Source organism: Streptomyces sp. NPDC093260 (assembly GCF_040683715.1).
GTDB classification, from domain to species: domain Bacteria; phylum Actinomycetota; class Actinomycetes; order Streptomycetales; family Streptomycetaceae; genus Streptomyces; species Streptomyces sennicomposti.
In genome coordinates, this window is sequence record NZ_JBFBEK010000031.1 from 58,256 (window position 1) to 80,521 (window position 22,266).

General features: G+C 70.2%; 17 protein-coding genes and 2 pseudogenes. 12 read left to right on the forward strand and 7 right to left on the reverse strand.

Translation table 11 applies throughout. The annotated features are described in order from the left end of the window. The first annotated feature begins 173 nt into the window (after positions 1 to 173). On the forward strand, positions 174 to 4,241 hold the full coding sequence (locus AB0N63_RS30155; protein ID WP_365533883.1) for a beta-galactosidase: 4,068 nt from the start codon (positions 174 to 176) through the stop codon (positions 4,239 to 4,241). Positions 4,242 to 4,584: 343 nt separating this feature from the next. Further along, positions 4,585 to 4,772, forward strand: a pseudogene (locus AB0N63_RS30160) (IS5/IS1182 family transposase); the annotation flags it as partial. Between the two features lie 1,023 nt (positions 4,773 to 5,795). Here AB0N63_RS30160 and AB0N63_RS30165 read toward each other — a convergent pair. Next, entirely contained in the window at positions 5,796 to 6,524 is a 729-nt protein-coding gene (locus AB0N63_RS30165; protein WP_365533807.1) for a winged helix-turn-helix domain-containing protein, read from the reverse strand. A 56-nt stretch (positions 6,525 to 6,580) separates the two neighbouring features. On the opposite strand from AB0N63_RS30165, the gene AB0N63_RS30170 reads away from it, so the two are divergent. Then, the gene (locus tag AB0N63_RS30170) at positions 6,581 to 7,276 is read left to right on the forward strand and encodes a flavin reductase family protein (RefSeq protein WP_365533809.1); all 696 of its coding nucleotides are present in this window, start codon (positions 6,581 to 6,583) and stop codon (positions 7,274 to 7,276) included. 181 nt (positions 7,277 to 7,457) lie between these two features. On the opposite strand, the pseudogene AB0N63_RS30175 reads toward AB0N63_RS30170, so the two are convergent. Further along, positions 7,458 to 7,720 (reverse strand): annotated as a pseudogene (locus AB0N63_RS30175) (hypothetical protein); the annotation flags it as partial. A gap of 70 nt (positions 7,721 to 7,790) precedes the next feature. After that, on the reverse strand, positions 7,791 to 8,300 hold the full coding sequence (locus AB0N63_RS30180) for a DinB family protein (protein WP_365533811.1): 510 nt from the start codon (positions 8,298 to 8,300) through the stop codon (positions 7,791 to 7,793). 969 nt (positions 8,301 to 9,269) lie between these two features. On the opposite strand from AB0N63_RS30180, the gene AB0N63_RS30185 reads away from it, so the two are divergent. Continuing rightward, entirely contained in the window at positions 9,270 to 10,088 is an 819-nt protein-coding gene (locus AB0N63_RS30185) for a YoaK family protein (protein WP_365533812.1), read from the forward strand. 393 nt (positions 10,089 to 10,481) lie between these two features. Here AB0N63_RS30185 and AB0N63_RS30190 read toward each other — a convergent pair whose 3' ends face one another. Continuing rightward, positions 10,482 to 11,162, reverse strand: coding sequence for a DUF3152 domain-containing protein (locus AB0N63_RS30190; protein WP_365533814.1), 681 nt, complete (start codon positions 11,160 to 11,162; stop codon positions 10,482 to 10,484). Between the two features lie 384 nt (positions 11,163 to 11,546). On the opposite strand from AB0N63_RS30190, the gene AB0N63_RS30195 reads away from it, so the two are divergent. The 4 genes from AB0N63_RS30195 to AB0N63_RS30210 all read left to right on the forward strand — a co-directional run bounded on the left by AB0N63_RS30195 (position 11,547) and on the right by AB0N63_RS30210 (position 14,970). Continuing rightward, entirely contained in the window at positions 11,547 to 12,236 is a 690-nt protein-coding gene (locus AB0N63_RS30195) for a response regulator transcription factor (protein ID WP_365533816.1), read from the forward strand. Then, complete coding sequence (locus tag AB0N63_RS30200; protein WP_365533818.1) at positions 12,233 to 13,768, forward strand: HAMP domain-containing sensor histidine kinase; 1,536 nt, start codon at positions 12,233 to 12,235, stop codon at positions 13,766 to 13,768. The genes AB0N63_RS30195 and AB0N63_RS30200 overlap by 4 nt, the downstream gene beginning before the upstream one ends. Continuing rightward, positions 13,765 to 14,355: a hypothetical protein gene (locus tag AB0N63_RS30205; RefSeq protein WP_365533821.1), complete on the forward strand. Its 591-nt coding sequence runs from the start codon at positions 13,765 to 13,767 to the stop codon at positions 14,353 to 14,355. The genes AB0N63_RS30200 and AB0N63_RS30205 overlap by 4 nt, the downstream gene beginning before the upstream one ends. A gap of 288 nt (positions 14,356 to 14,643) precedes the next feature. Then, positions 14,644 to 14,970 (forward strand): hypothetical protein, encoded by a 327-nt coding sequence (locus AB0N63_RS30210; protein ID WP_365533823.1) that lies wholly within the window; start codon positions 14,644 to 14,646, stop codon positions 14,968 to 14,970. A gap of 269 nt (positions 14,971 to 15,239) precedes the next feature. Here the strand turns inward: AB0N63_RS30210 and AB0N63_RS30215 are convergent, their stop codons facing one another. Continuing rightward, positions 15,240 to 16,280, reverse strand: coding sequence for an epoxide hydrolase family protein (locus AB0N63_RS30215; RefSeq protein ID WP_365533825.1), 1,041 nt, complete (start codon positions 16,278 to 16,280; stop codon positions 15,240 to 15,242). Between the two features lie 37 nt (positions 16,281 to 16,317). Between AB0N63_RS30215 and AB0N63_RS30220 the strand changes: the two genes are divergently transcribed. Further along, on the forward strand, positions 16,318 to 16,878 hold the full coding sequence (locus AB0N63_RS30220) for a TetR family transcriptional regulator (RefSeq protein ID WP_365533826.1): 561 nt from the start codon (positions 16,318 to 16,320) through the stop codon (positions 16,876 to 16,878). A gap of 191 nt (positions 16,879 to 17,069) precedes the next feature. Here the strand turns inward: AB0N63_RS30220 and AB0N63_RS30225 are convergent, their stop codons facing one another. After that, positions 17,070 to 17,831, reverse strand: coding sequence for an SDR family NAD(P)-dependent oxidoreductase (locus tag AB0N63_RS30225; protein WP_365533828.1), 762 nt, complete (start codon positions 17,829 to 17,831; stop codon positions 17,070 to 17,072). A 188-nt stretch (positions 17,832 to 18,019) separates the two neighbouring features. Here AB0N63_RS30225 and AB0N63_RS30230 point away from each other — a divergent pair, with 188 nt between their 5' ends. Beyond that, positions 18,020 to 18,892 (forward strand): helix-turn-helix transcriptional regulator, encoded by an 873-nt coding sequence (locus AB0N63_RS30230; RefSeq protein ID WP_365533831.1) that lies wholly within the window; start codon positions 18,020 to 18,022, stop codon positions 18,890 to 18,892. A 417-nt stretch (positions 18,893 to 19,309) separates the two neighbouring features. On the opposite strand, the gene AB0N63_RS30235 is transcribed toward AB0N63_RS30230, so the two are convergent. Continuing rightward, positions 19,310 to 19,714, reverse strand: a complete 405-nt coding sequence (locus tag AB0N63_RS30235; RefSeq protein ID WP_365533833.1) for a metalloregulator ArsR/SmtB family transcription factor — start codon at positions 19,712 to 19,714, stop codon at positions 19,310 to 19,312. 110 nt (positions 19,715 to 19,824) lie between these two features. On the opposite strand from AB0N63_RS30235, the gene AB0N63_RS30240 reads away from it, so the two are divergent. Both AB0N63_RS30240 and AB0N63_RS30245 read left to right on the forward strand, forming a co-directional pair. Next, positions 19,825 to 21,807, forward strand: a complete 1,983-nt coding sequence (locus AB0N63_RS30240; protein WP_365533835.1) for a heavy metal translocating P-type ATPase — start codon at positions 19,825 to 19,827, stop codon at positions 21,805 to 21,807. Continuing rightward, positions 21,804 to 22,211: a (2Fe-2S) ferredoxin domain-containing protein gene (locus AB0N63_RS30245; protein WP_365533837.1), complete on the forward strand. Its 408-nt coding sequence runs from the start codon at positions 21,804 to 21,806 to the stop codon at positions 22,209 to 22,211. The genes AB0N63_RS30240 and AB0N63_RS30245 overlap by 4 nt, the downstream gene beginning before the upstream one ends. Positions 22,212 to 22,266: the final 55 nt, after the last annotated feature.

Genomic DNA, 22,266 nt, shown 5'->3' on the forward strand with positions numbered 1-22,266 from the left:
GTTCGAATTCGATGGGACCTGTTTGGAGTTGACTCATCAGCGAGCGTGGAGGCGCAGTGCGACGTCATCCGTACGACTCCGCGGCCGGGAGATCCGGCCGCCGCGGAAGGTGGTGGGCCACGGCCGCAGCGGCAGTGGCCATCGCCCTGTCCGCCGGCCAGGCGGTCCCCGCTATGGCCGCCGACGCCAACGGGCACACCGCGAAGCCACCCGTCGAGGCCCCCGCCGCCGCGGCCACGCCGCACAAGGTGACCTTCGACGGCTACTCGTTCCTCGTCGACGGCGACCGCACCTACCTGTGGTCCGGCGAGTTCCACTACTTCCGGCTGCCCAGCCCCGACCTGTGGCTGGACATCTTCCAGAAGATGAAGGCCGCCGGCTTCAACTCCACGTCCCTGTACTTCGACTGGGACTACCACTCGCCCGCGCCGGGCGTGTACGACTTCACCGGCGTGCGTGACGTCGACAAGCTGCTCGACATGGCGCAGCAGGCCGGCCTGTACGTCATCGCGCGCCCGGCCCCGTACATCAACGCCGAGGTCGACAGTGGCGGGCTCCCCGGCTGGCTCACCACCAAAAAGGAGCAGAACCGCACCGACGACCCGCAGTTCCTGAAGTACGCCGACGAGTGGCTCACCCAGATCGACCGCATCCTCGCCCGCCACCAGCTGACCGACGGCACCGGCACCGTCATCGCCTACCAGGTGGAGAACGAGTATTACAACGGCTCCGCCTCCGCCCGCGCCTACATGAAGCACCTGGAGCTCAAGGCCCGCGCCGACGGCATCACCGTTCCCCTCACGGGCAACAACAACGGCACCTTCAACTTCGGTGACGGCGCCCTCGACGTCGACGGCCCCGACTCCTACCCGCAGGGCTTCAACTGCTCCAACCCCACGCAGTGGAACGGCGTGCCCGACATCAGCTACGACCACCCGCCGGGAAGGCCCCTCTACACCCCGGAGTTCCAGGGCGGCGCCTTCGACCCGTGGGGCGGCCCCGGCTACGACAAGTGCGCCCAGCTGATCAACGACCAGTTCGCCGACGTCTTCTACAAGCAGAACATCGCGGTCGGCGCCACCGCCCAGAGCTTCTACATGACCTACGGCGGCACCAACTGGGGCTGGCTGGGCATGCCGGAGAACTACACCTCCTACGACTACGGCGCCGCGATCCGGGAGAACCGGCAGCTCGACCCGAAGTTCGACGAGGACAAGCTCATCGGCTACTTCACCCAGTCGGAAGCCCCGCTGACCAAGACCGACGCGATCAGGACCACCCCGCCGGACGACACCAAGGTCATCGACACCGCCCGGATGAACCCGGACACCAGGACGCAGTTCCACGTCCTGCGGCACGGCGACTCCACGTCCACGGCCCTGGACAGGACCCACATATCCCTGGACTTCAACGCCCAGCCCGCCGCCGACACCACCTACACCTGGGACGACCCCGACCCGGCGCTCGCCTACACCGGCACCTGGTCGCACGTGGCCGACCAGAGCTACACCGGCGGCGACTACAAGCACACCGAGTCCTTCTCCCACACCAAGGGCGACTCGCTCACCGTGCCCTTCGACGGCACCGCCGTGCGCTGGATCGGCTCCAAGACCGACAACCACGGCTACGCCGACGTCTACCTCGACGGCACCAAGGTCGCCACGGTCGACGGCTCGGGCGGCGAGAACCAGGCGGTCGTCTTCCAGAAGACCGGACTGCCCGCGGGCGCGCACACCCTGAAGATCGTCGTGACCGGCAGCCACAGCTCCGCGTCGACCGACAACTTCGTGGCGATCGACGCCATCGACGTGCCCGCCGGCGACGCCACCACCGCGCCGACCTACCCCGTCGTCCCGCAGCAGCCCGGCACCGCGATCACCCTCGACGGCCGTGACTCGCACATCATCGTCGCCAACGGCAAGCTCGGCGGCACCCAGCTCCAGTACTCCACCTCCGAGATCATGACCACCGCCGCGATCGGCGGCCGGGACGTCTCGGTCCTCTACGGCAACAGGGGCAGCGACGGCGAGACCGTGCTGCGCTACAGCTCCCGGCCCACCGTCACCTCCAGCGGCGGCGACGTCACCACCACCTGGGACCCCGCCACCGGCGACCTGCGGCTGAACTACACCCACGACGGCCTGCTGCGCGTCGCCATCAGCGGCGGCGGGTCGCGCCCGCAGCTGCTGCTCGTCGGCGACAAGGACACCGCGAAGACCTTCTGGCGCCAGGACACCGCCACCGGCCCGGTCCTGGTCCGCGGCACCCACCTGCTGCGCACCGCCACCAGCCTCCACGGCGGCCGCAGCGCCGCACTCACCGGCGACAACGCCGACGACCGCGACATCGAGGTCTTCACCTCGGCGGACACCGTCACATGGAACGGCCGCACCCTGTCCACCAGCACCACCGCCACCGGCAGCCGCACCGCGCGGATACCCGTCGCGGCACCCGTGAAGCTGCCCGCGCTGACCAACTGGAAGCACACCGAGGAGTCCCCCGAGGCCGCACCCGGCTTCGACGACTCGACCTGGCAGGTGGCCGACAAGACCACCACCAACAGCTCCTCGAGCGTCAGCTCCCTGCCCGTGCTCTACGCCGACGACTACGGCTTCCACACCGGCAACACCTGGTACCGCGGCCGCTTCCGGGCCTCCGGCTCCGAGACCGGCATCCACCTGGTGTCCGACTCCGGCGGCAGGGCCCAGGCCTTCTCCGCCTGGCTCAACGGCACCTTCCTCGGCAGCTCCACCACCGGCAGCGCCGACTTCACCTTCCCCGCCGGCGCGGTGAGGCCCACCGGCGACAACGTGCTGTCCGTGCTGACGGTCAACATGGGCCACGAGGAGGACTACGGCTCCTCCAACGGCAACAAGACCGCCCGCGGCCTGACCGCCGCCTCCTTGACCGGCGCGCCGCTCACCCCGGTCACCTGGCGGATCCAGGGCGTGCGCGGCGGTGAGGACCTGCTCGACACCGTCCGCGGCCCGCTCAACAACGGCGGCCTGTACGGCGAGCGGGCCGGCTGGGACCTGCCCGGCTACCCAGACCGGTCCTGGCAGAACGTGACCCTGCCAGCCACCGACACCACCCCCGGCGTCTCCTGGTACCGCACCGACGCCGACCTCGACCTGCCGCACCACCAGGACACCTCGGTCGGCCTGACGTTCACCGACGACCCCGAGCGGCGGTACCGCGCCACGATCTTCGTCAACGGCTGGCAGGTCGGCAACTACGTCAACTACCTCGGCCCGCAGCACACCTTCCCGGTCCCCAACGGCATCCTCGAGCCGAACGGCCACAACACCATCGCCATCGCGGTGTGGAACCTGGACGGCACCACCGGCGGGCTCGGCAAGGTGGAGCTGACGAACTACGGCAGCTACTCCTCGTCGCTGCACGTCACGCAGAACGCCGGCCCGCGCTACGACCCCAAGGCGTACGCCATGCCGAAGGCACCCGGCGCCCACCTCTCGCTCGACGTGCCGGGCACCGTCCAGGCGGGCACCCCCTTCACCGCCACCGCGACGGTGAGCGTCCCGGCGGACCAGCCGACGGTCTCCGCCCTGACGGCGGCCCTCACGCTGCCCGACGGCTGGACAGCGAGCGCCCCGGAGCCCCCGACGATCACCCGGGTCACGCCCGGCACGTCGGCGACGATCCACTGGACGGTCACCCCGCCCGCCGGGAAACTGCCCGACGCCTCGGCGCTGACGGCGACCGCGCACTACACCCAGCGCGGGAAGGCGGCCACCGCCGCCGACGAGCGCGTCCTGAAGGCGATACCGCCCGTGCCGCCGGCCCGGCAGAACGCGGTGAGCGATCTGCCCTTCCTGTCCGCCAGCAACGGCTGGGGGCCGGTGGAGCGCGACACCAGCGTCGGCGAGCAGGCAGCCGGCGACGGCGAGCCGATCACCATCGCCGGCGCCAAGTACGCCAAGGGCCTGGGCACCAACTCGATCAGCGACGTCCAGCTCTACCTCGCCGGCACCTGCACCCGGCTGACCGCCGCGGTGGGCGTCGACGACGAGACGGGCGGCGGCGGCACCGTCACCTTCTCGGTGCTCGCCGACGGCAAGGTCCTCACCACCACCCAGACGGTCCGCGGTCGTCAGGCGGCCGTCCCGATCGACGTGGACGTCACCGGTGCCCAGGTCCTCGACCTGAGGGTCGGCGACGCGGGAGACGGCAACGGGCAGGACCACGGCGACTGGGGGACACCCGTGCTGACCTGCGGCTGACCCCCGCCCGGCACCGTCGTACGCCCGTCCGGCACCCCGCCGGACGGGCGTACGCGTGCCGCGCCTTGACGGGATCAGCGGCCGAACGCCTCGCGCACCGTGCCGCCGCCCCCCACTCCCCCGGTACACGGCCCGGCACAGGCAGGAACAGGGCGTCTGTCAAACGAGCGGTGCAATTGAGGTAGTTGGGATTACTAACCGACTCGAGCAAAGCGGTACGCAAGGCCCTGCAGGCCGTGGACGCCTGGCACGACACGGTGCGCGCTGTCGGCTGAGGACCACATCCCGACCGCGCAGGCAAGCACCTGCCTCAAAGCCGCCTCACTCAACGCCGGCTGCCAGCCTCGCAAAACTCCGCAGCGCGAATGCTCTGGACGTCTCCCGCGCGGCGGTCGAGGCCTCCCATATCCGGGCGTCAAGAGGGAAGCCAGGACCGGACGAAGCCCTGTCGGCCGGGGCAGAACCGGCAGCAAGCATCGCCTGATCACCGACGCCACCGGCATTCCGCTCGCCGTCACCCTGACCGGCGGCGCCGCCCGGACGTGGTGCTGGGCGACCGTGGCAGTCACGGATCTTCGTCTCGGTGGTGAACGCCACCCAACGCCACCCATCCCCCACCGGGCAGTCGATCCGGGCGCCCCACAGCCCCTCAGCGGCTTCGACACCATCGCTGAGCCCCTTCCAACCTGATCAGTGAGGCCGCCCCGTACTGCTCGCATCGAGTGGCAGATCACCTTCCACAACGTGCTGAACAGGGGCCTGACCTGCCATCGGGCCAATGCAGCGGCTGCCAGGCAGCGGCTTGCATCGACTTCCGGAGGTGGCCGATCTCATCCGGTCGGGTGGCACCTATCCCTCAAGCCAGGCCATGACGCGCGTGCGCTGTTCGCCGCACCGGCCGCTGCCGAAGGTGTGGGAGCTGTTTGGGGTGAAGGTGGAGCCATACGGTTCGGAGGTGAGCGTGCAAGCTTCCCGTACGGGCTGCAGAGCGCAGTAGCCGAATGCGGCCAGTACCACGACGAGCAGGGCAATTAGCAAGGAGCGCCGGGCTGTCGGGGAGGGCATGCTGGAATTCTATGGCGCGTCACATGCACGGGGCGCACTGATGCCTTCCAACCTGTCAGGTGAGGCAAGCAGTTAGGCTGACAGACAAGTGTGGTCGGCGCCGCTGGCGGTTGGCGCTCTCGCCTGGCAGTGTCGCAGCCGCTCGGCTGGGGCTGGTGACCGGGCCGCCGGCGACGTCGGCCGATGCTACGGATACTGAGACCCGCAACGCACCCATGAACTGCACAAACGCGCCTGTATAGAACGCCCAGACAACCAGCGCAGCTACTTTCTCCGAGGCAGCGAAACGGATATAACCTCATGTTCCGCCCTCTCATAGCTGGGAAGGGGCGGCGGCGAGGCGGGGCTCGGACTCCTGGGGGCGCTTGGTGCGCACCGCCTCGATCGGGAGGGACATTGCGCGAAAGCCGTTTCGCGAGAGGTTGCCACAACGAAGATCAAGGGCAAACCGGGCACGCCCCGGCGGGGGCCGGGGTCTCTCGGAACTACTCATTTCCGTGCAAGGAGTTCGTCGGACAAGCCGAGATGGCGGCGGAGTGCCAGTCGGCCGAAGGGTGTGACCGCGACTGCGCGCGTTGTACCGACAGGAGTGATCCAGCCTGTGTCGAACGCGTGACGGCACAGGGCGGCGCCCACGGCGCCGGCCAGGTGGGGGCGGCGTTCGGTCCAGTCCAGGCATGACCGCACCGACGGTCGGCGCGTGCCGGTCGGGACGGTGATGCCGAGGTCTTCGAGCCAGGTCACTCCGGCGCTGGTGAGTCCGAGTCCGTGCTCCAGGTTCAGCAGCCTTCGTTCGAGCATCGCATCGGTGATGACGACCCCGACGGTCCCGGCAAGGTGGTCGTAACAGGTGCGGGCGTGGGCGAGGGCCTGTCGGCGGCCGGCCGCCGACAGGGAACGCGGCGTGGGGGTACGCTCGGGTGCCATCGCGGCGAGGCCCTCGACCAGCTCGGCGACGTGCGGACCGGCCAGACGCACGTAGCGGTGGCGGCCCTGCCGTTCCTCGGCGAGCAGGTTTCCGTGGACGAGCGCGTGCAAGTGCTCAGTCGCGGTCGAAGGCGCCACCCCCACGTGACGTGCCAATTCCGACGCTGTCCAAGCCCGGCCGTCGAGGAGGGCCAGACAGAAGCCTGCCCGCGTGCCGTCGGCCAGAAGCTTCGCCACGGTAGCCAGGTCGGGACCGGCTGCATGTGCGTGCTGCATGTCCATGCGGTCCATTGTCCCCGGTTACGCTTCGGCCCCCGCCGAAACAACCGGACCCTACGCTGCTCGCCATGAACACGGCATCTCCCAGCACCCTGCCCGCACAGACAGTCGCCACCCACCTGGAGATCGAGCCGAGCATCCTGTACTTCGGGACGCCAGTGGTCCTCCTGTCGACAGAGAATCAGGACGGCTCGTTCAACCTCGCCCCGATATCCTCCGCATGGGCCCTCGGGCGGACGGTTGTGATCGGACTGGGCCATGAAGGGCAGACCGCGTACAACCTCGGCAGCCGCCCCGACCTGGTCATCAGCCTGCCGTCCCCCGCCCAGTGGCCGGCGGTGGAGCGGCTGGCGCCACTGACCGGCCGGCATCCAGTGCCCACGACCAAGCCCAAGGGCTGCCGCTTCGAGCCGGACAAGTTCGCCGCAGCCGGCGTGACCAGCGAACCGTCCCACCTGGTCCGGCCGCCTCGCGTCGCCGGATGCCCGATCCAACTGGAGGCCCGTGCCAAGCGGGTGCAGCCGGATGTCTCCGGGGATTTCGTCATCGTCGAGGCCGTCGTGTGCAAGGTGCACGCCGACTCCCGCATCATCGTTCCGGGCACCGACCACATCGACCCCGCCGCCTGGAGCCCCCTCATTTACAACTTCCGCCACTACTTCGGACTCGGCCCGGAACTCGGCCACTCCTACCGCACCCAGACACCCCGCAACTTCGAGGGGCCTGCCGCAGAGCCTGCGCTCGCCGACACAGCGCCCTACTGAGATCAGGCGGCCTGGCCGAAACCGGCGGCGGCCAGGTCCTGCTCGCGTAGCGCCCGGAGCTCCACGTCTGAGGCGCAGACACCGGCCCCGAGGCACGGCTGACTAGAAACACGCACTCACCGACTCAGGCAAGGCGGTACGGCATGGATGCCCTGCAGACGGAACCGAGCAGCCGCTGGCCAGCCAACGTGCAGGTAAGGCGCCGGATCAGATCAGCCGCCTTACGCAACCGGTTGTTGCAGCCGGGCTGCTGGGCAGGTAGGGAAACAAAAGACGCAGGTGAGCGCGGGCGTGCCGCAGCCACCGGGCCTCGGAGGTGAAGCCCGACATGGCCTGCATCATCGCCAGCGTCACCAGCCCCGCGTCGCTGAGCCGCAGCGCGATGCCCCGCGGCCGGCCGCCATTCCTGCGGCGGCGAGGGAGTCCAACTCTGTCTTCACACACTGACGTTGGGCTCCCCTTCTTCCAGCCGCGCAGGCGATTCTCCGGAAAAGATCGGCACGCTCCTGCGGACTCAGGCGCCTACGGTCCCGTCGACACCCTCACGCAGAAAGTCTGCGTGCCCGTTGTGACGGCCGTACTCCAGGAGCACGTGCACCATCACCATCCGCAGCGAGACCTCCTCGCCCCATCGTGGCTGATACCCAGCCTGGTCCAAGGATTCAGCCTCCCGCTCGATGCGCCGCGAGTTCACCACCTCGGCCTCCCAGGCTGTGAACGCCTCGTCCCTGGTCGACGCGCTCGCGTCGTACGCCGCCTGGAAGTCGATCTTGTCGGACCAGACCAGGGGCACGTCGTTGTCTTCGAACACTCGACGGAACCAAGCACGCTCCACCTCCGCCATGTGTCGCACCAAACCGAGCAGCGAAAGCGTGGACGGCGGCATCGACTGCTGTCGCAGCTCCTCGTCGGTAAGCCCTTCGCACTTCATGGCGAGGGTCGCGCGGTGGTAGTCGAGGAAAGCCCGCAGCGTGTCACGCTCGCTTCCAGAACTGGGCGGTCCTATGCGACTGTCGCTGGTCACTGGCCATGCTCCTTATCGGCGCCTGCATGCATGCAGGGCCAGTATCCACTCCCGTCGGCTGTCCCCAGACGAGGGCCGTCAAGCCGACCTGACCGTCACCACGGAGGTCACCAGTCACGGGATGAGTAAGGCTGATCGCTCACCCGTAGCCAACCACCCCTTGGAATCGATCATCTAGGCCCCGGCGACCGCGCCGGCCAGGGCGGCAGCAGCGGTTCGATCAGCGCCCGCAAGTTATCCTCCACGGTCCACGGCCGAGTCGTCACACCCGCCGAACGATCAGATCGTCACAACGGTCACGCTCGACCGGGGTACCTCAGCAAGATCTCTTGGCGGGCTTACACAGCCATGCGTCGTGGTCCGATTTCGCCACCCAGTCAGCCGGGTCCAGCCGTGAGGCTACGGGGGTGAGATGCGCACGGATCGTTGATGAGGGTGGGTCCGAGGTCGTCGGCCTCCCCACGGCACCCAGGCCGCGGCGTCCCTGGCGCCCGGCAGGCCGCTGCCCCGCACCTTCGCCCACGGGTTCACCGCCGAGACCGGCACGACGCGCCTGCGCCGGCTCAACGCCCGGAGGAAGCCCGGCGCCTCCTGCAAACCACCGACCTACCCGTCGAGGAAGTCGCCCGCCACTGCAGCCTGGGCACCACGGCCGATCTCGGACTCCACCTGGCCGGGGACGCCCGCCACCACTCCCGCCGGCTACCGAGGCACTTTCCGCGCCAGCCCTTGCTGTGATGTCGGCGGTGGGTTCGCGGCGGCTGGAGCGCGCTCCAACAGAAGGCCGATCGCGACGAAGCGCCGCCCAAGCCGCGGAAGAGTTCCGATGCACCTGGAGACTGCCTGCGTCATCGAGTCTTCAGCAGCGGCGACAATCTTGGTCGTGCGGAGTCCCCGGGTCGGCTGGCGTTCGGCCGCCGGCCCGGAGATCACGCGAGTCGGCACCGGATGGATCGGGAAGCGGAAGACATGTCCGAACGGAGATCAGCACATCTTCCCACGGCGCACTCGGTGCGTCTGGGTGTTCTCCTGGCCCTGGTAGGCGGCGGCCTCGATGCGTACACGTACGTCGGGCGGGGTGAGGTGTTCGCCAATGCGCAGACCGGTAACGTCGTCCTGCTGGGTGTCGCCGTCGCGGGCCGCCAATGGGCGGAGGCCCTACGTCACATTCCACCGATCGTCGCGTTCGTCCTGGGCGTGCTCGTCGCGGAGTCGCTCAAGCGGCCTGGAGTGGCCGCCAGGGTTCGGTGGCCCGCCCGAGCCGCCCTCGTCCTGGAGATCCTGGTCCTCTTCTGCGTGGGCCTGCTGCCGGGGGGCACCGCGGACACCGCCGCCACAGTGCTGGTGGCCTTCAGCGCCTCACTCCAGGTAGCCATGTTCCGCACGCTGGTGGACACCGCCTACAGCACGGCCATGACGACGGGCAACCTGCGCACCGCCACACAGAGCGCCTACCTGGCGTTCATCCAGCGCGACCGGGACGCTGCCCGCCGGGCCCGCCGGTTCTCCGCCGTCATCGGCGCTTCCTGGCCGGTGCCGTCGCAGGTGGCGTCCTTACGCACTGGGAGGGTGTCCGCGCCGTGTGGGCGCTTGCCGGCCTCCTCGCGCTGGGGCTTGTTCTCTTCGTCCACGACGAACGCGCTGCCACACGGGACCGCCGGACCGCGGAGACCGAAGCCTGAGCAGGCTCCGCGGGCATCTGCGCACGTCACCAGGGCTCAAGGCATCCGTGAGAGCAGACCCGTCCGTCCGGTGAGGACCGCACCAGCGCTCACATCCCCTGTCTGACGATTCCGGTGCGTCCCGGTCGTCACGCCGCGCTGCTCCGCACGGCAGGCGCGAACTGCGGGGCACCGGGACTCCGCCCGCGGCCCAGGACGTTGAACGGCGTGTCTACCACTGCCCGCGGGAACGTCGAGCTCTCCCCGCGCTCCGGCCGGATCCTTCGCGCAGCTCCCCGCGTGCGACGCCGCCTCGGCGCCGCACGCCGCCAGCAGCGGCAGACGCACGGCCACGGCCAGTTTCCGAACTGGTGCGCAGATGCAGACGTGCTTGTCCATTCAATCGAGTGAGGGGGTTTTCGTCGGCCTGCCAGCCACGGGGCGGCCGGCACCGGACGGAAGCGTTGTGGCCACGGGTGATCACCCTTGGCCCGGACCATGACCGCTCTGCAACAGCGGTTCACGGCACCTTCGGCCCGGAGACGAAGGCTCCCTTCCGGTCGTAGGGCCAGGCGTTGGCGACACATCCGTGCAGGCCCTTGATCTGCTGCATCATCACAGGGGCCAAGCGGCCGGGCCCGGGGCAGGTGGTGTGCGTGTAGCCCAGGAAGTGCCCCATCTCGTGGTTGATGATCAACGCCCGGTAGTCGTGGATCGGGCCGTCGAACGTGGGCGAGCCCTCGACCCAGCGCTTGAGGTTCACCACGACCCCGCCGGGAACCTCGCAGTTGTACTCGCCACCGGTGTCCTGCTGGATGCCCGCCCAGCACAGGGCGTCCGCCGTCCCCGGCGTCGCGATGCTCACCGTGAGGTCGTGCGGCTGTCCCGCGCTCACCAACTGGAACGCGTAGGCCGGGTTGTGGGTCCAGCCCCGGGGCGCGGCGAGTATGCCGGCGATCTCGTGGGCCGCCTGGGCCGGCGAGAGGCCGAGACCGGTCTCGGTCTTCACGACGTAGCGGAGCGGACGCGGGCCCCGGCCGACCTTCGCGCCACCTGCCTGCGCGGTGACGAATACGCCGGTGCCCTTCGCGGGGACCTCGCTCCCGGTGTCGGTCGGCGAAGGGGAGGGCGGCGGAGCTGTATTCCTCTTTGTCGTGTTCTTGTTCTTGGTCTTCGTCTGGGCCTCAGGTGGAGCGCTCACCGCGCTCCGCTGACGCGGCGCGCCGCTCGACGCGTCGCTACGGCCGTCCAGGAGGACGGCGGCGGAGCCGAGCAGCCCGGCGACTGTCAGAGCGGTGACCAGCCAGCCCCCGCCACGACGACGCGGTCGTCGCCGGCGGCGGGAGGGCCGGCGGCGTTCGGCCTGGTGAGATGCGTGCATGGCAGCTCAAACTGGCTGTTCCAGATGATCACCATGAGCGCGCATCATCACGGAACGGTAACGAGTGCCTTCCGGCGGTGCTGGTCGCCGCGGACCGGACCAGCGGCGGGCGGCCCCTCGGCCCGGTGTGATCATTTGGTAACAGCTCCCGTCCGGGGCCCCCCTCCGGACGGTCGCCGGCCGGCACCTGCCTACACTCCCGAGGTGCCACGAGTTCTGCTTGTCGAGGACGACCCAGACGTACGCGAGGCCGTCCGGCTGGGCCTGCGACATCAGGGACATGAGGTGATCGCCGCCGAAACGGGCGAAGAGGGCTGGGAACACCTCGGCTCCTTCCGCCCGGACGTCGTCGTGCTGGACCTCATGCTGCCCGGCATGTCCGGCCTCGACGTGTGCCGGCGCATCAGGGGCCGCGACCAGGTGCCGATCATCATGGTGACCGCCAAAGGGGACGACATCGACGTGGTCGTGGGGCTGGAGGCCGGCGCGGACGACTACGTAGTCAAACCCGTGCGGGCCCGGGTGCTCGACGCGCGCATACGGGCCGTGCTGCGCAGACAGGACCCGTCCGTCTCGAACACCGCCCGGCCCCGGCCGGAGTCGCACGGTGACCTGGTCATCGACCGGGCCGGACTCGTGGTGACGTACCACGGTGAACGCGTGACGCTCGCCCCCTCCGAGCTTCGGCTGCTGCTGACCCTCTCGGCCTCGCCCGGCCAGGTGTTCAGCCGCCAGCAACTGCTGGAACTGGTCTGGGAACACAGCTACTACGGCGACATACGGCTCGTGGACGCCTGCGTGAAGCGACTGCGCGGCAAACTCGGTGAGCCCGCCGGCCGACCCCGGTACATCCAGACCGTGCGGGGCTTCGGCTACCGCTTCGGCACCTCGTGAACGGCCCGGTGTCCGGGCGGGCGCCCTTCCTGCGGGCGGCCCTGGCGCGCGTCCCGCTTCCGCTGCGGGGCCTGCGCCCCCGCCTGATCGCGGCTTTCGTCCTGGTCGCCACGGTCAGCGCCCTGAGCACCGGGGCACTCGCCTTCCGGGGCGCGCGGACCGGGGTGCTGCAGCAGAGCCAGGACGCCGTCATCCGACAGTTCCGGACCAGTGTCAACGCCGTGGCCGTCTACACACCCCCGGCGCCGGACGCCTCGGACCTCCAACGGGCGGTGGACCAGGTACTGCACGCCAACCCGGAACAGGAGTGGCGGGTCCTGGCGACGTACGGCGACCGACGCGCCTGGGCGCCGAGCGCCGACTTCGACAAGCTCAGCCCGGAACTGCTGCGGTCCGTGCGGACCAAGCGCGCCGCGGTGTTCCAGCGGGTGAACACCCACGGGCATTCCTTCCTCGTCGTCGGCATGCCGGTCACCTACGCCACCGGACCGGACCAGACGCCCAGGCTCTCGGGAACGGCGATGTTCCTGGTGGTGCCGCAGAACACCGAAGAGGCGTACGTCGACGCGATGGTCGGCAACATCGAGCGCGCCACCCTGGTGGCGCTGTGCCTCGCCGTCGCCCTGGCGCTGCTGGCCGCGAGCGGTGTGCTCCGTCCCGTGCGGGCGCTGCGCGGGGCGACGCGCCGGATGGCCGAAGGGCACCTCGACGTCCGGCTGGCGGTCAGCGGTTCCGACGAACTGGCCGATCTGTCGCAGTCCTTCAACGACACGGCGGCCGCGCTGGAGCGGTCGGTGGCGGAACTGCGCCGGCTGGAGGCCCAGGCGCGCCGCTTCGTCGCCGATGTCTCCCATGAACTGCGGACACCGCTGGCCGCGATGTCGGCGGTCACCGACGTGCTGGACGAGAACGCGCTCCACCTGGACCAGGAGACGGGCGACGCGCTGCGGCTCGTCCGTGAGGGGACCACCCGGCTGAGCCGACTGGTGGATGATCTGATGGAAATCTCCCGCTTCGATGCGGGCGCGATCGAACCCAATCTGGACGAGCTCGACCTGTCCGAGTCCCTGGCGAACACCCTCGCCGCACGCGGCTGGCAGGACCGGGTGGAGACACGCGTGCCCGGAACGGGCGTGCTCCGGACGCGCGTGGACCCACGCCGGTTCGACGTGGTGATGGCCAACCTGGTCGGCAACGCCCTGCGGCACGGGGCGGCGCCGGTGCGGCTGTCCATGGAGCGGGAGGAGCGAGCGGACGGGGCGTGGGCGGTCGTCAAGGTCAGCGACAACGGGCCGGGGATCACGGAGGAAGCGATGCCGCACATCTTCGAACGCTTCTACAAGGCGGGCGCCTCGCGGGCCAGGAGCGAGAACAGCGGACTCGGACTGGCCATCACGGCGGAGAACGTCCGTCTGCACCAAGGACGCATCAGCGCAGTGAACCTGCCCGGCGGCGGCGCGGAGTTCACAGTCGAACTCCCGCTGCGGCGCGACTCCCCGGACACCGACAAGGCCGCCGGAGGCTGCCGGTGAAGGGGTCACGCACACCCGCGCTGCTGGCCGGATTCGCCGCGGCGCTCATGACGGCGGCCTGCGGAGTCCCCCAGTCCGGTGTCATCGAGGCGGGTCAGCCGGCAAGCGGCATGGCCACTCCCGATCACCAGTCACCGCCACCCACCATGACTCCCGTCTACTTCCTGCACGACGGCGAACCGAAGCCGTACCCGCGCGGGATCGACGGCCCCGGGGACTACGAAGGCGCCGTGCGCGCGCTGTTCGACGGACCGTCCACGAGCGAGACCCCGGCGGCCACCACGGAACTCCCCCGGCTCACCGCCGCACCGGACGTGACGGCCGCCGACGACGACACCCTCTCCGTCCGGCTCCCCGCGGGCGTCCCTGCCCTGAGCCACGCCGCTCTGATGCAACTGGCGTGCACGGTCGCCGGCGTACCCCGGCTGCCCGCTCCCCAGTCCACGGACCCAACCGGCGCCGACCACCTCGCGGCCTCCGCCGCCCCCACCGGGCGTCCTCTCACCTCCCCGACCGTCCACGTCCGCGGAACCGGCTGGACGCTGACCTGGCCCGCCGACTCGTGCCCGGACCCGGCCCTGCCGTAGAAGCACCCAGGCCGGCGGCTGGGACCAGGTGATGGGACGGACCCCGGCAGGGCTCACCGGCCCGCAGAAAAGTCCGCAGCCGGTCGGCTGGTCGGTGGACTCCGTCGACCCGAGGGTGGCTGCGAGGTTCGCGCCGTTCGACTCACTCCAGCGTGATCCGTAGCACCGCGTGGTGGGCATCCAGCACGGGCCTGGCCTCCTGACCCTTCGCAGCATCGCCTGCACCCTCATCTGCTACCGCAGACTCGCCCAAGCAGACGACTTCTAGGATGCGTCGGCGTAGGCGAGATGGGCACCGCAGACGGTGCAGCGGAAGAGCATGGCGGTCGCCCCATCGCCCAGGTGGGTCAGGAAGTATACAAGCTGCTTTTCGTCGTGCCGGCCGTCGAGGCGCATGTCGGCCCGCAGCTGGTCGAGGGCGGCGGCCGGACGGTGGCGCTCAGGGCTCCCACGGGCTCCGCATGGACCACGTGGAAGGCCAGGAAGCCCTTCATTGCACTACCGGTCATGAGAGGCGATCCGCCGATGGCAGAGGTGATCTGTGATGCCGAGGTGGCGGACCTGGTGATCGCACAGATGCTCGCGGCTGGAGCTGCTGTGGTCGACCGCTCATGACCCATCCGGGCCGTCTGCCTGGCCGGGGGGGTGTGAAGGCGCATCTGGGCGTAGGACGGACCGCTCCCCGCGTCCGACCAGCGCGAGCTCTCACCGGGTCCTGGCACTGCCGGGGGAGACCATGCCAAGCTCGACGCTTACGGCCGCGCTGATGAGGTCGGCCCCTCGGGCCGGCTGCCGCCTGGACCCGAGGGCCCATCACATGGGTTGGCTGAGCTTCGGGGAACTTACGTTGTTGATGGGCCGGTTGAGGCCAGCCGTAAGGTCTTTCAGCCGCCCAGCTTGACCGCACGGTGCACGTCGTCAACGTAGGCCTCGGGCTGTTCCCAGGCTGCGAAGTGGCCGCCGGCACGGTGTTCCACATAATCGCAGACGTTCAGGAACGCCTCGGCGTAGCTTCGCGGCTCGGGCTTGATGTCGCGCGGGAACACGGAGAGCACGGTCGGCGTGTCGATGCGGTCAGCAAGGGCGACCGGTTCCACATAGGTGGTGAAAGAGGTGCCGATCGTGCCGGTGACCCAGTAAGCGGTGACCCAGGTGAGAAGCTCGTCCGGGGTGAAGGCCGACTCGTCGGACCAGGACTCCAGTTTTTCGACGATCCACGCCGCGAGGCCGGCGGGTGAGTCGCCCAGGGCGACGGCGAGCGTGTTCGGCCGCGTCGACTGCTCCGCGATGTACCCGCCCTCGGTCCGGAACCACTGCGCCGTCCGGCCGAGGTAGGCCGCCGCGTCGGGCGCGAGCTTCGCCGGGTCCGCCGTGAGCGCACGCTGCGGGGCGATGTTCGTGAGGTGCAGGGCAGCCACCCGGTCCGGGTGTTCGGCCGCGAGGACTTCCGCGACGGTGCCCCCCACGTCGCCGCCGGACACCGTGTACCGCGTGTAACCGAGCTGGTCCAGGGCGTCCGCGACGATGTCGGCGATCCGGTTGGCCGACATACCGGAAACGGTGAGCGGGGCCGCGAACGGGAAGCCCGGCAGCGCGGGAACCACCACGTGCATGTCCGCGAGCAGCGGCAGGACGCGCTCGAACCGCAGTACGGAGTCCGGCCAGCCATGCAGCAGTACGACAACCGGGGCGCCGGGATCCGAGGACCGCTGGTGGATCACGCGCAGGTCGGTGTCGCCTGCCCGCACCGTCGTCCAGGGCAATTCGCCGATGCGGCGCTCGTGTACGGCCCAGTCGTACCCGTTCGCCCAGCGTTCGAGCAGTTCGTCGAGGCGGGTGCCGTCGATGCCGCGCGTCCCGTCGTCACTCCACGGAGTCGCGACACGCCGCGTCCACCGGAGTCGTTCCCGCATCTCGTCGTTCATGTGTACGAGCATACACATGATGTGTATGCTCGTACACATGATGTTGCGCAATGCGGCCGCCACCAGGCAGCGGATTCTGGAGCAGGCCCGACGCCAGTTCGCCCAGCATGGATACGCGGCGATCACGGTCAAAGGCGTGGCCGACGCGGCCGGCGTGTCGCCCAACCTCATCACGCGCTATTTCGGTGGGAAGGACGGCCTCTTCCTGGCGGCGACCCGAGTGGAGATTCCGGTTTCCAACTCCTTCGACGGTGACCGCTCCACGCTGGGTTCGCGCCTCGCGGCGAGCATCGTCCAGCGCTGGTTCGGAGCACCCGGGGAGGATCCGCTGCTCGTGCTGCAACGCGCGTCCGGCGAACGCCCTGAGGCGGCGAAGGCGCTGGCCGCCTTCCTCGACACGAACTCGTTGCAACCACTGCACCGTTACCTGCGCGACAGCGGCCTGGACGACGCGGAGGCCCTCAGTCGGGCCGCGGCGATCGACGCCTTCGTGCTCGGCGTCTCGACCCGTCTCCGGGTCCTGCGTTCCGAACTGGGCGACCCCGCTGATCTCCAGGCCTGGCTGAGCGCCACCATCCAGCGCCTCGCCGACGGGTGACACACGCCAGCAGGAAGTACTGACACCGGCCCAGTCCCGGTCGGCGATGGCGTGGCGGGCGCCGTTCAGGCTCAGTCGCGGGACGGCGCGGCATCGCCGACGCCCAGGCAGGCGACGCCGGCGATGTCAGCAGCACCGTAAGGACACAGAGGCACCTTCGGAGTGATTGGTGAGGAGCCGTCGGCGGGATGTCAGCCTTCACGGCCAGAGAGCATGGTCAACGCCTGGGAGCGCTGCGCGACAAGGTCGTCGTAGGTGCCGTCGCGCTCGGCCCAGCGGTGCATGTGAACGCCCTTCACGAGGATCTCGTGGGGGGTGGGGTCCTGCGACAGCAGGTGCATGACCTCGGTGGCGAAGTCGTCGAGCGGCAGCGCGTGCGGTGCCATCTTCTCCTGGCCTGCTGTGGCGACGGCCGGGGGGACGAGTTCGACGACGCCGACACCGGTGCCGTCGAGCTGCGCGCGCAGTGCCTCGGAGTAGGCGTGCACTGCAGCCTTCGAGGCGGCGTAGCTGGGCATGGGCGGGAACGGCAGGAAGGCGATGCCGGAGGTGACGGTGATGAAGGTGCCGGCACCCCGCCGGACCAGGTGGGAGGTGAAGGCGTCGATGACCCGGATGGTGCCGACCAGGTTGGTGTCGATCGTCGTCTCCGCCGCCTCGAAGTGCGCGGGGTCGCGCAGGTCCTCCAGAAGCATGACACCCGACATGGTCACCACGGTGTCCAACTCGGGGTACCGGGCGAGCGCGGCGTCACGGGCCGACGTGACGGAGGAGCCGTCGGTGACATCGATGTGGAAGGTGCCGAAACCTTCTTCGGCGAGTTCCGCGAGTGCCTGCGGGCTGCGGCCGCCGACGGCCACGGTGCTGCCCGCCGCGGCGAAACGACGGGCCAGCTCCCGCCCGATACCCGAGGTACCGCCGACGACGAGAACGGTGCGGTTGGAGAGATCCATGAGATCGTCCCTTCATCTCAGGGCGCCGGCGGCCTTCGGACCCGCGGCGCGGAAAGTGATGCTGCATGTCACGTGCGCAACAGCGCTACGCAGTCTCGACGGCATCCGCCGCAGGTGGCAGGGCCCCCGTTCTCCCTGGTCCTGCCAGGGCCCCCTTCGGGACACGCACACCGCATTACGGTGTCGGTATGAAGGATGAGGAAACCGGCAACCGGCTCGGCAGCTACCTCCGTGCCCGCCGTGAGCTGATCTCCCCGGCTCAGGTGGGACTCCCGCCCGGCGGCAACCGCCGCGTGCCCGGCCTGCGCCGTGAGGAAGTGGCTCTGCTCGCCGGAATCAGTCCCGACTACTACCTGCGCCTGGAACGGGGACGTGACAAGAACCCCTCACCGCAGGTCCTTGAATCACTCGCGCGCGTCCTGCAACTCGACGACGTCGAGCGGACGTATCTGCACGGCCTTGCCGCGGCACGCCCCAGGGCGCTGCGCCGCAAGCGGCCCGAGCACGTGCCGGCGCGCGCGCACGAACTGCTCGCCCACCTTCAGATCCCCGCGTTCATCGAAGGGCGCGCGTTCGACGTCCTTGCCTCCAACCCCATGGCCGTCGCGCTCTCCCCCCGTCTGCGGCCCGGCCAGAACCGGCTCCGTTCCCTCCTTCTCGATCCCGAGGAACAAGCGTTCCACCAGGACTGGGCGAAGGCCACCGGCGACTTCGTCGCCGCCCTTCGCACCACCATCGGGGACGACACCGACAACCCCCGCTTCGTCGAACTCGTCGGAGAACTCGCACTGTCCAGCCAGCGGTTCCGCACACTGTGGGCCCGCCACGACGTCCGCAGCCTCGACGGAGGCACCACCACGGTCCACCACCCCGTCGTCGGTGAGCTCCACCTCCACCGCGACAAACTCCCCCTCGACGACGTCATCCTCGTCGTCTACTACCCCGACAAGGACAGCGACAGCGACGAGAAACTACGGCTCCTCGCCGCGCTCTCACACACCGAGTCCGCCGGCCCAGCACACGGCCGGCAGATGGACGGCCCGCAGCCGAAAGCGCCCTGACAGGCACGCGCGGCCGTGCGGGGGAGCGGAGCGCGAGCTGACGCCTGCTTCGAGGTCGGAGCCACTTCATGGGACTCCCGACGATGCCTCTGAGCAGGCAGACAGTCGCCTCCACGCTGTCGAGCAAGCTGTCCCTGCTCAGGCTGCCTCCCGAGCTGCAAAAGGACCTGATGACGGGGGCGCGCAGGACCGAGCACGTACGGGATCTGTCCAAGCTCTCTTCCGAAGCGCAGAAAGCCAAGGCGAACGAGCGGGCCGAGGCCTCGAAGCGCCACGCGCAGAGTCGGCAGCACGCGACAGCCGCGTCAGCCGGCGTTGGCCGCCCGGCGGGCATAGCCGTGATCATGTACGTCCCATGCGGCCGATAACCGCGCGAGCAGGGAAGCCCGCTCGGCGCCCTGCCGAGAGAGGCGGTGGTCAGGCGCTCGGGAAGGCGACTGCCTGAGCGTCCGGCTCGGCGGCCTGCTGGGGGGCGTCGCTCAGGCCGAGGCGGAGATGCTCGACGTGGTAGAGGGCCTGGTCGAGCAGTTCGCAGACGTGGTTGTCGTAGAGGGAGTAGACCACCGAGCGGCCCTTGCGGGTGCCGACCACGAGGTCGAGGTTGCGCAGCAGGCGCAGCTGGTGGGAGCAGGCGGACTGCTCCATGCCGACCTCGGCGGCCAGCTCGGTCGCCGGCAGGGGTCCTTCACGCAGGCGGGAGAGGATCAGCAGCCGCGACGGCGTGGCCAGCGCCTGCAGCGTGGCGGCCACCTTCGCGGCGTTGTCCGCCGTGAGGCGGGTGCGCGGGACGCGGCTGGCGGGGGTTGCGGCTCCATGACCCATGCGGTCTATCGTACGCCGCCCCATGAACACATGAATCGATGTTCATTCGTTCCTGTTACGGTGGTGGGGTTGGACGCTGTCCGCTCACGTCTGCGGAGGACCCCGCTTCGATGTCTTGCACCCTCACCCGTCCCGCGCCCGCCGGCGACGCGGCCGTGCGCGACGCGGTCGCGCCCCGGCGCCGCACCCGGATCTTCGCGCTGCCCGAGGCCCGCTGGGCGGCGACCGCGCTGGTGCTGTTCCTGATCGCGCTGCCGCTCTACCTGCTTGGGGCGCCGGCGTGGGCGTGGGGGCCGCTGTTCGCCCTCACCTACGCCACCGGCGGCTGGGAGCCCGGCTGGGCCGGACTGCAGGCCCTCAGGGAGAAGACGCTGGACGTGGACCTGCTCATGGTCGTCGCGGCGCTAGGTGCGGCGGCGATCGGACAGGCCCTGGACGGCGCGCTGCTGATCGTCATCTTCGCCACCTCCGGCGCCCTGGAGGCGATCGCCACCGCCCGCACCGCCGATTCGGTGCGCGGCCTGCTCGACCTCGCCCCGACGACCGCGACCCGGCTCGCTGACGACGGTGCCGAGGAGACGGTGCCGACCGAGCAGCTCGGCGTGGGCGACACCATCCTGGTGCGCCCGGGTGAGCGGATCGGCGCCGACGGCCACGTCCTGGACGGCGCGAGCGAAGTCGACCAGGCCACCATCACCGGCGAGCCTTTGCCGGTGGCCAAGCAGGTGAGCGACGAAGTTTTCGCCGGCACCCTCAACGGAACCGGCGCGCTGCGGGTGAAGGTCGAGCGCGACCCGTCCGATTCGGTGATTGCCCGCATCGTGACCATGGTCGAGGAAGCCTCCGAGACCAAGGCGCCCACCCAGCTGTTCATCGAGAAGGTCGAACAGCGCTACAGCCTCGGCATGGTCGCCGCCACCATCGCGCTGTTCACGCTGCCGCTGCTGTTCGGCGCCGCGCTGCAGCCCACGCTGCTGCGCGCCATGACCTTCATGATCGTCGCCTCCCCGTGCGCGGTGGTGCTGGCCACCATGCCCCCGCTGCTGTCCGCCATCGCCAACGCCGGACGCCACGGCGTGCTGGTCAAGTCCGCCGTGGTGATGGAACAGCTCGGCCAGATCGACGCGGTGGCGCTGGACAAGACCGGCACCCTGACCGAGGGCACCCCTCGCGTAACCGACATCCGCCCGCTGGCCGCCTCCGGGCTGAGCGAGAACGAGCTGCTGCGGCTCGCGGCAGCGGCCGAGCACCCCAGCGAGCACCCGCTGGCCCGCGCCGTCGTGGACGCCGCCCGCGCCCGCAACCTCGACATCCCGCTGGCGGAGGACTTCGCCTCGACCCCGGGAACCGGGGTGAGCGCGAAGGTCGAGGGCCGCACCGTCGCAGTCGGCAGCCCCGCCCGCCTCCTCGACAGCCTCATCAGCCACCCCACCGCCACAGCGGCCGCGAAGCTGGAGGAAGAGGGCCGCACGGCCGTGCTGGTCACGCTGCACGGCACCCCTGCCGGGGTGCTGGGCATCGCCGACCGGCTGCGCGAAGAGGCCACCGCCACCGTCACCGCCCTCACCGAGCTGACCGGCAGCGCCCCGCTCCTGGTCACCGGGGACAACCCGCGCGCCGCCGCCCGCCTCGCCGCCGAGGCCGGCATCACCGACGTCCGCGCCGGTCTGCTGCCGCAGGACAAGGTGACCGCCGTGCAAGAGATGGAACAGGCCGGACGGAAGGTGCTGGCCGTCGGCGACGGCGTCAACGACGCCCCCGCGCTCGCCGCCGCCCACACCGGCATCGCCATGGGCCGCGCCGGATCCGACCTCGCCCTGGAGACCGCCGGCGCCGTCGTGGTCCGCGACGAACTGGCCACCATCCCCACCGTCGTCGCGCTCTCCCGCCAGGCGCGCCGCCTGGTCGTGCAGAACCTCGTCATCGCCGCCGCCTTCATCACCGGCCTGGTCATCTGGGACCTGGCCGGCACCCTGCCGCTGCCGCTCGGTGTCGCCGGGCACGAGGGCTCCACCGTCATCGTGGGCCTCAACGGCCTGCGCCTGCTGGCCGACGGCGCCTGGCGCCGCGCCCGCACCGGGAACGCCCAGTGAGCCGCCGCAGCCGCAAGACCGCCCCCGCCGGCGCGGGGGCTGCCCGCTGCACAGTTACCGTCTGCCGCGGTTGCTGCTGCGGCACCGCGAAGATCCCCGGACTCGACCATCCCGCCCAGCTCGACCAACTCCGCTCGTCCCTCACGCGGATCGCCCAGGTACGCGTCACCGGCTGCCTGGACGCTTGCGAGCACGCCAACGTCATCGTCATCCAGCCCTCCGCCGCCGGCCGCGCGGCCGGCGGACGGCCCGTCTGGCTCGGCCTGGTCAACGACACCGGCGCAGCCGACGACATCGCGGCGTGGGTCGAAGCCGGCGGACCGGGCCTGGCCGACCCTCCCGGCGTCCTCGACCTGTACGCCTTCACCCCGTCCCGCCGCATCCGCCAAGCCGTCGAACCCTGACCCGACCGATCCGGTCACCGCGTCACCAGCCGGCAATCCCCTGCGCGATGGGGCG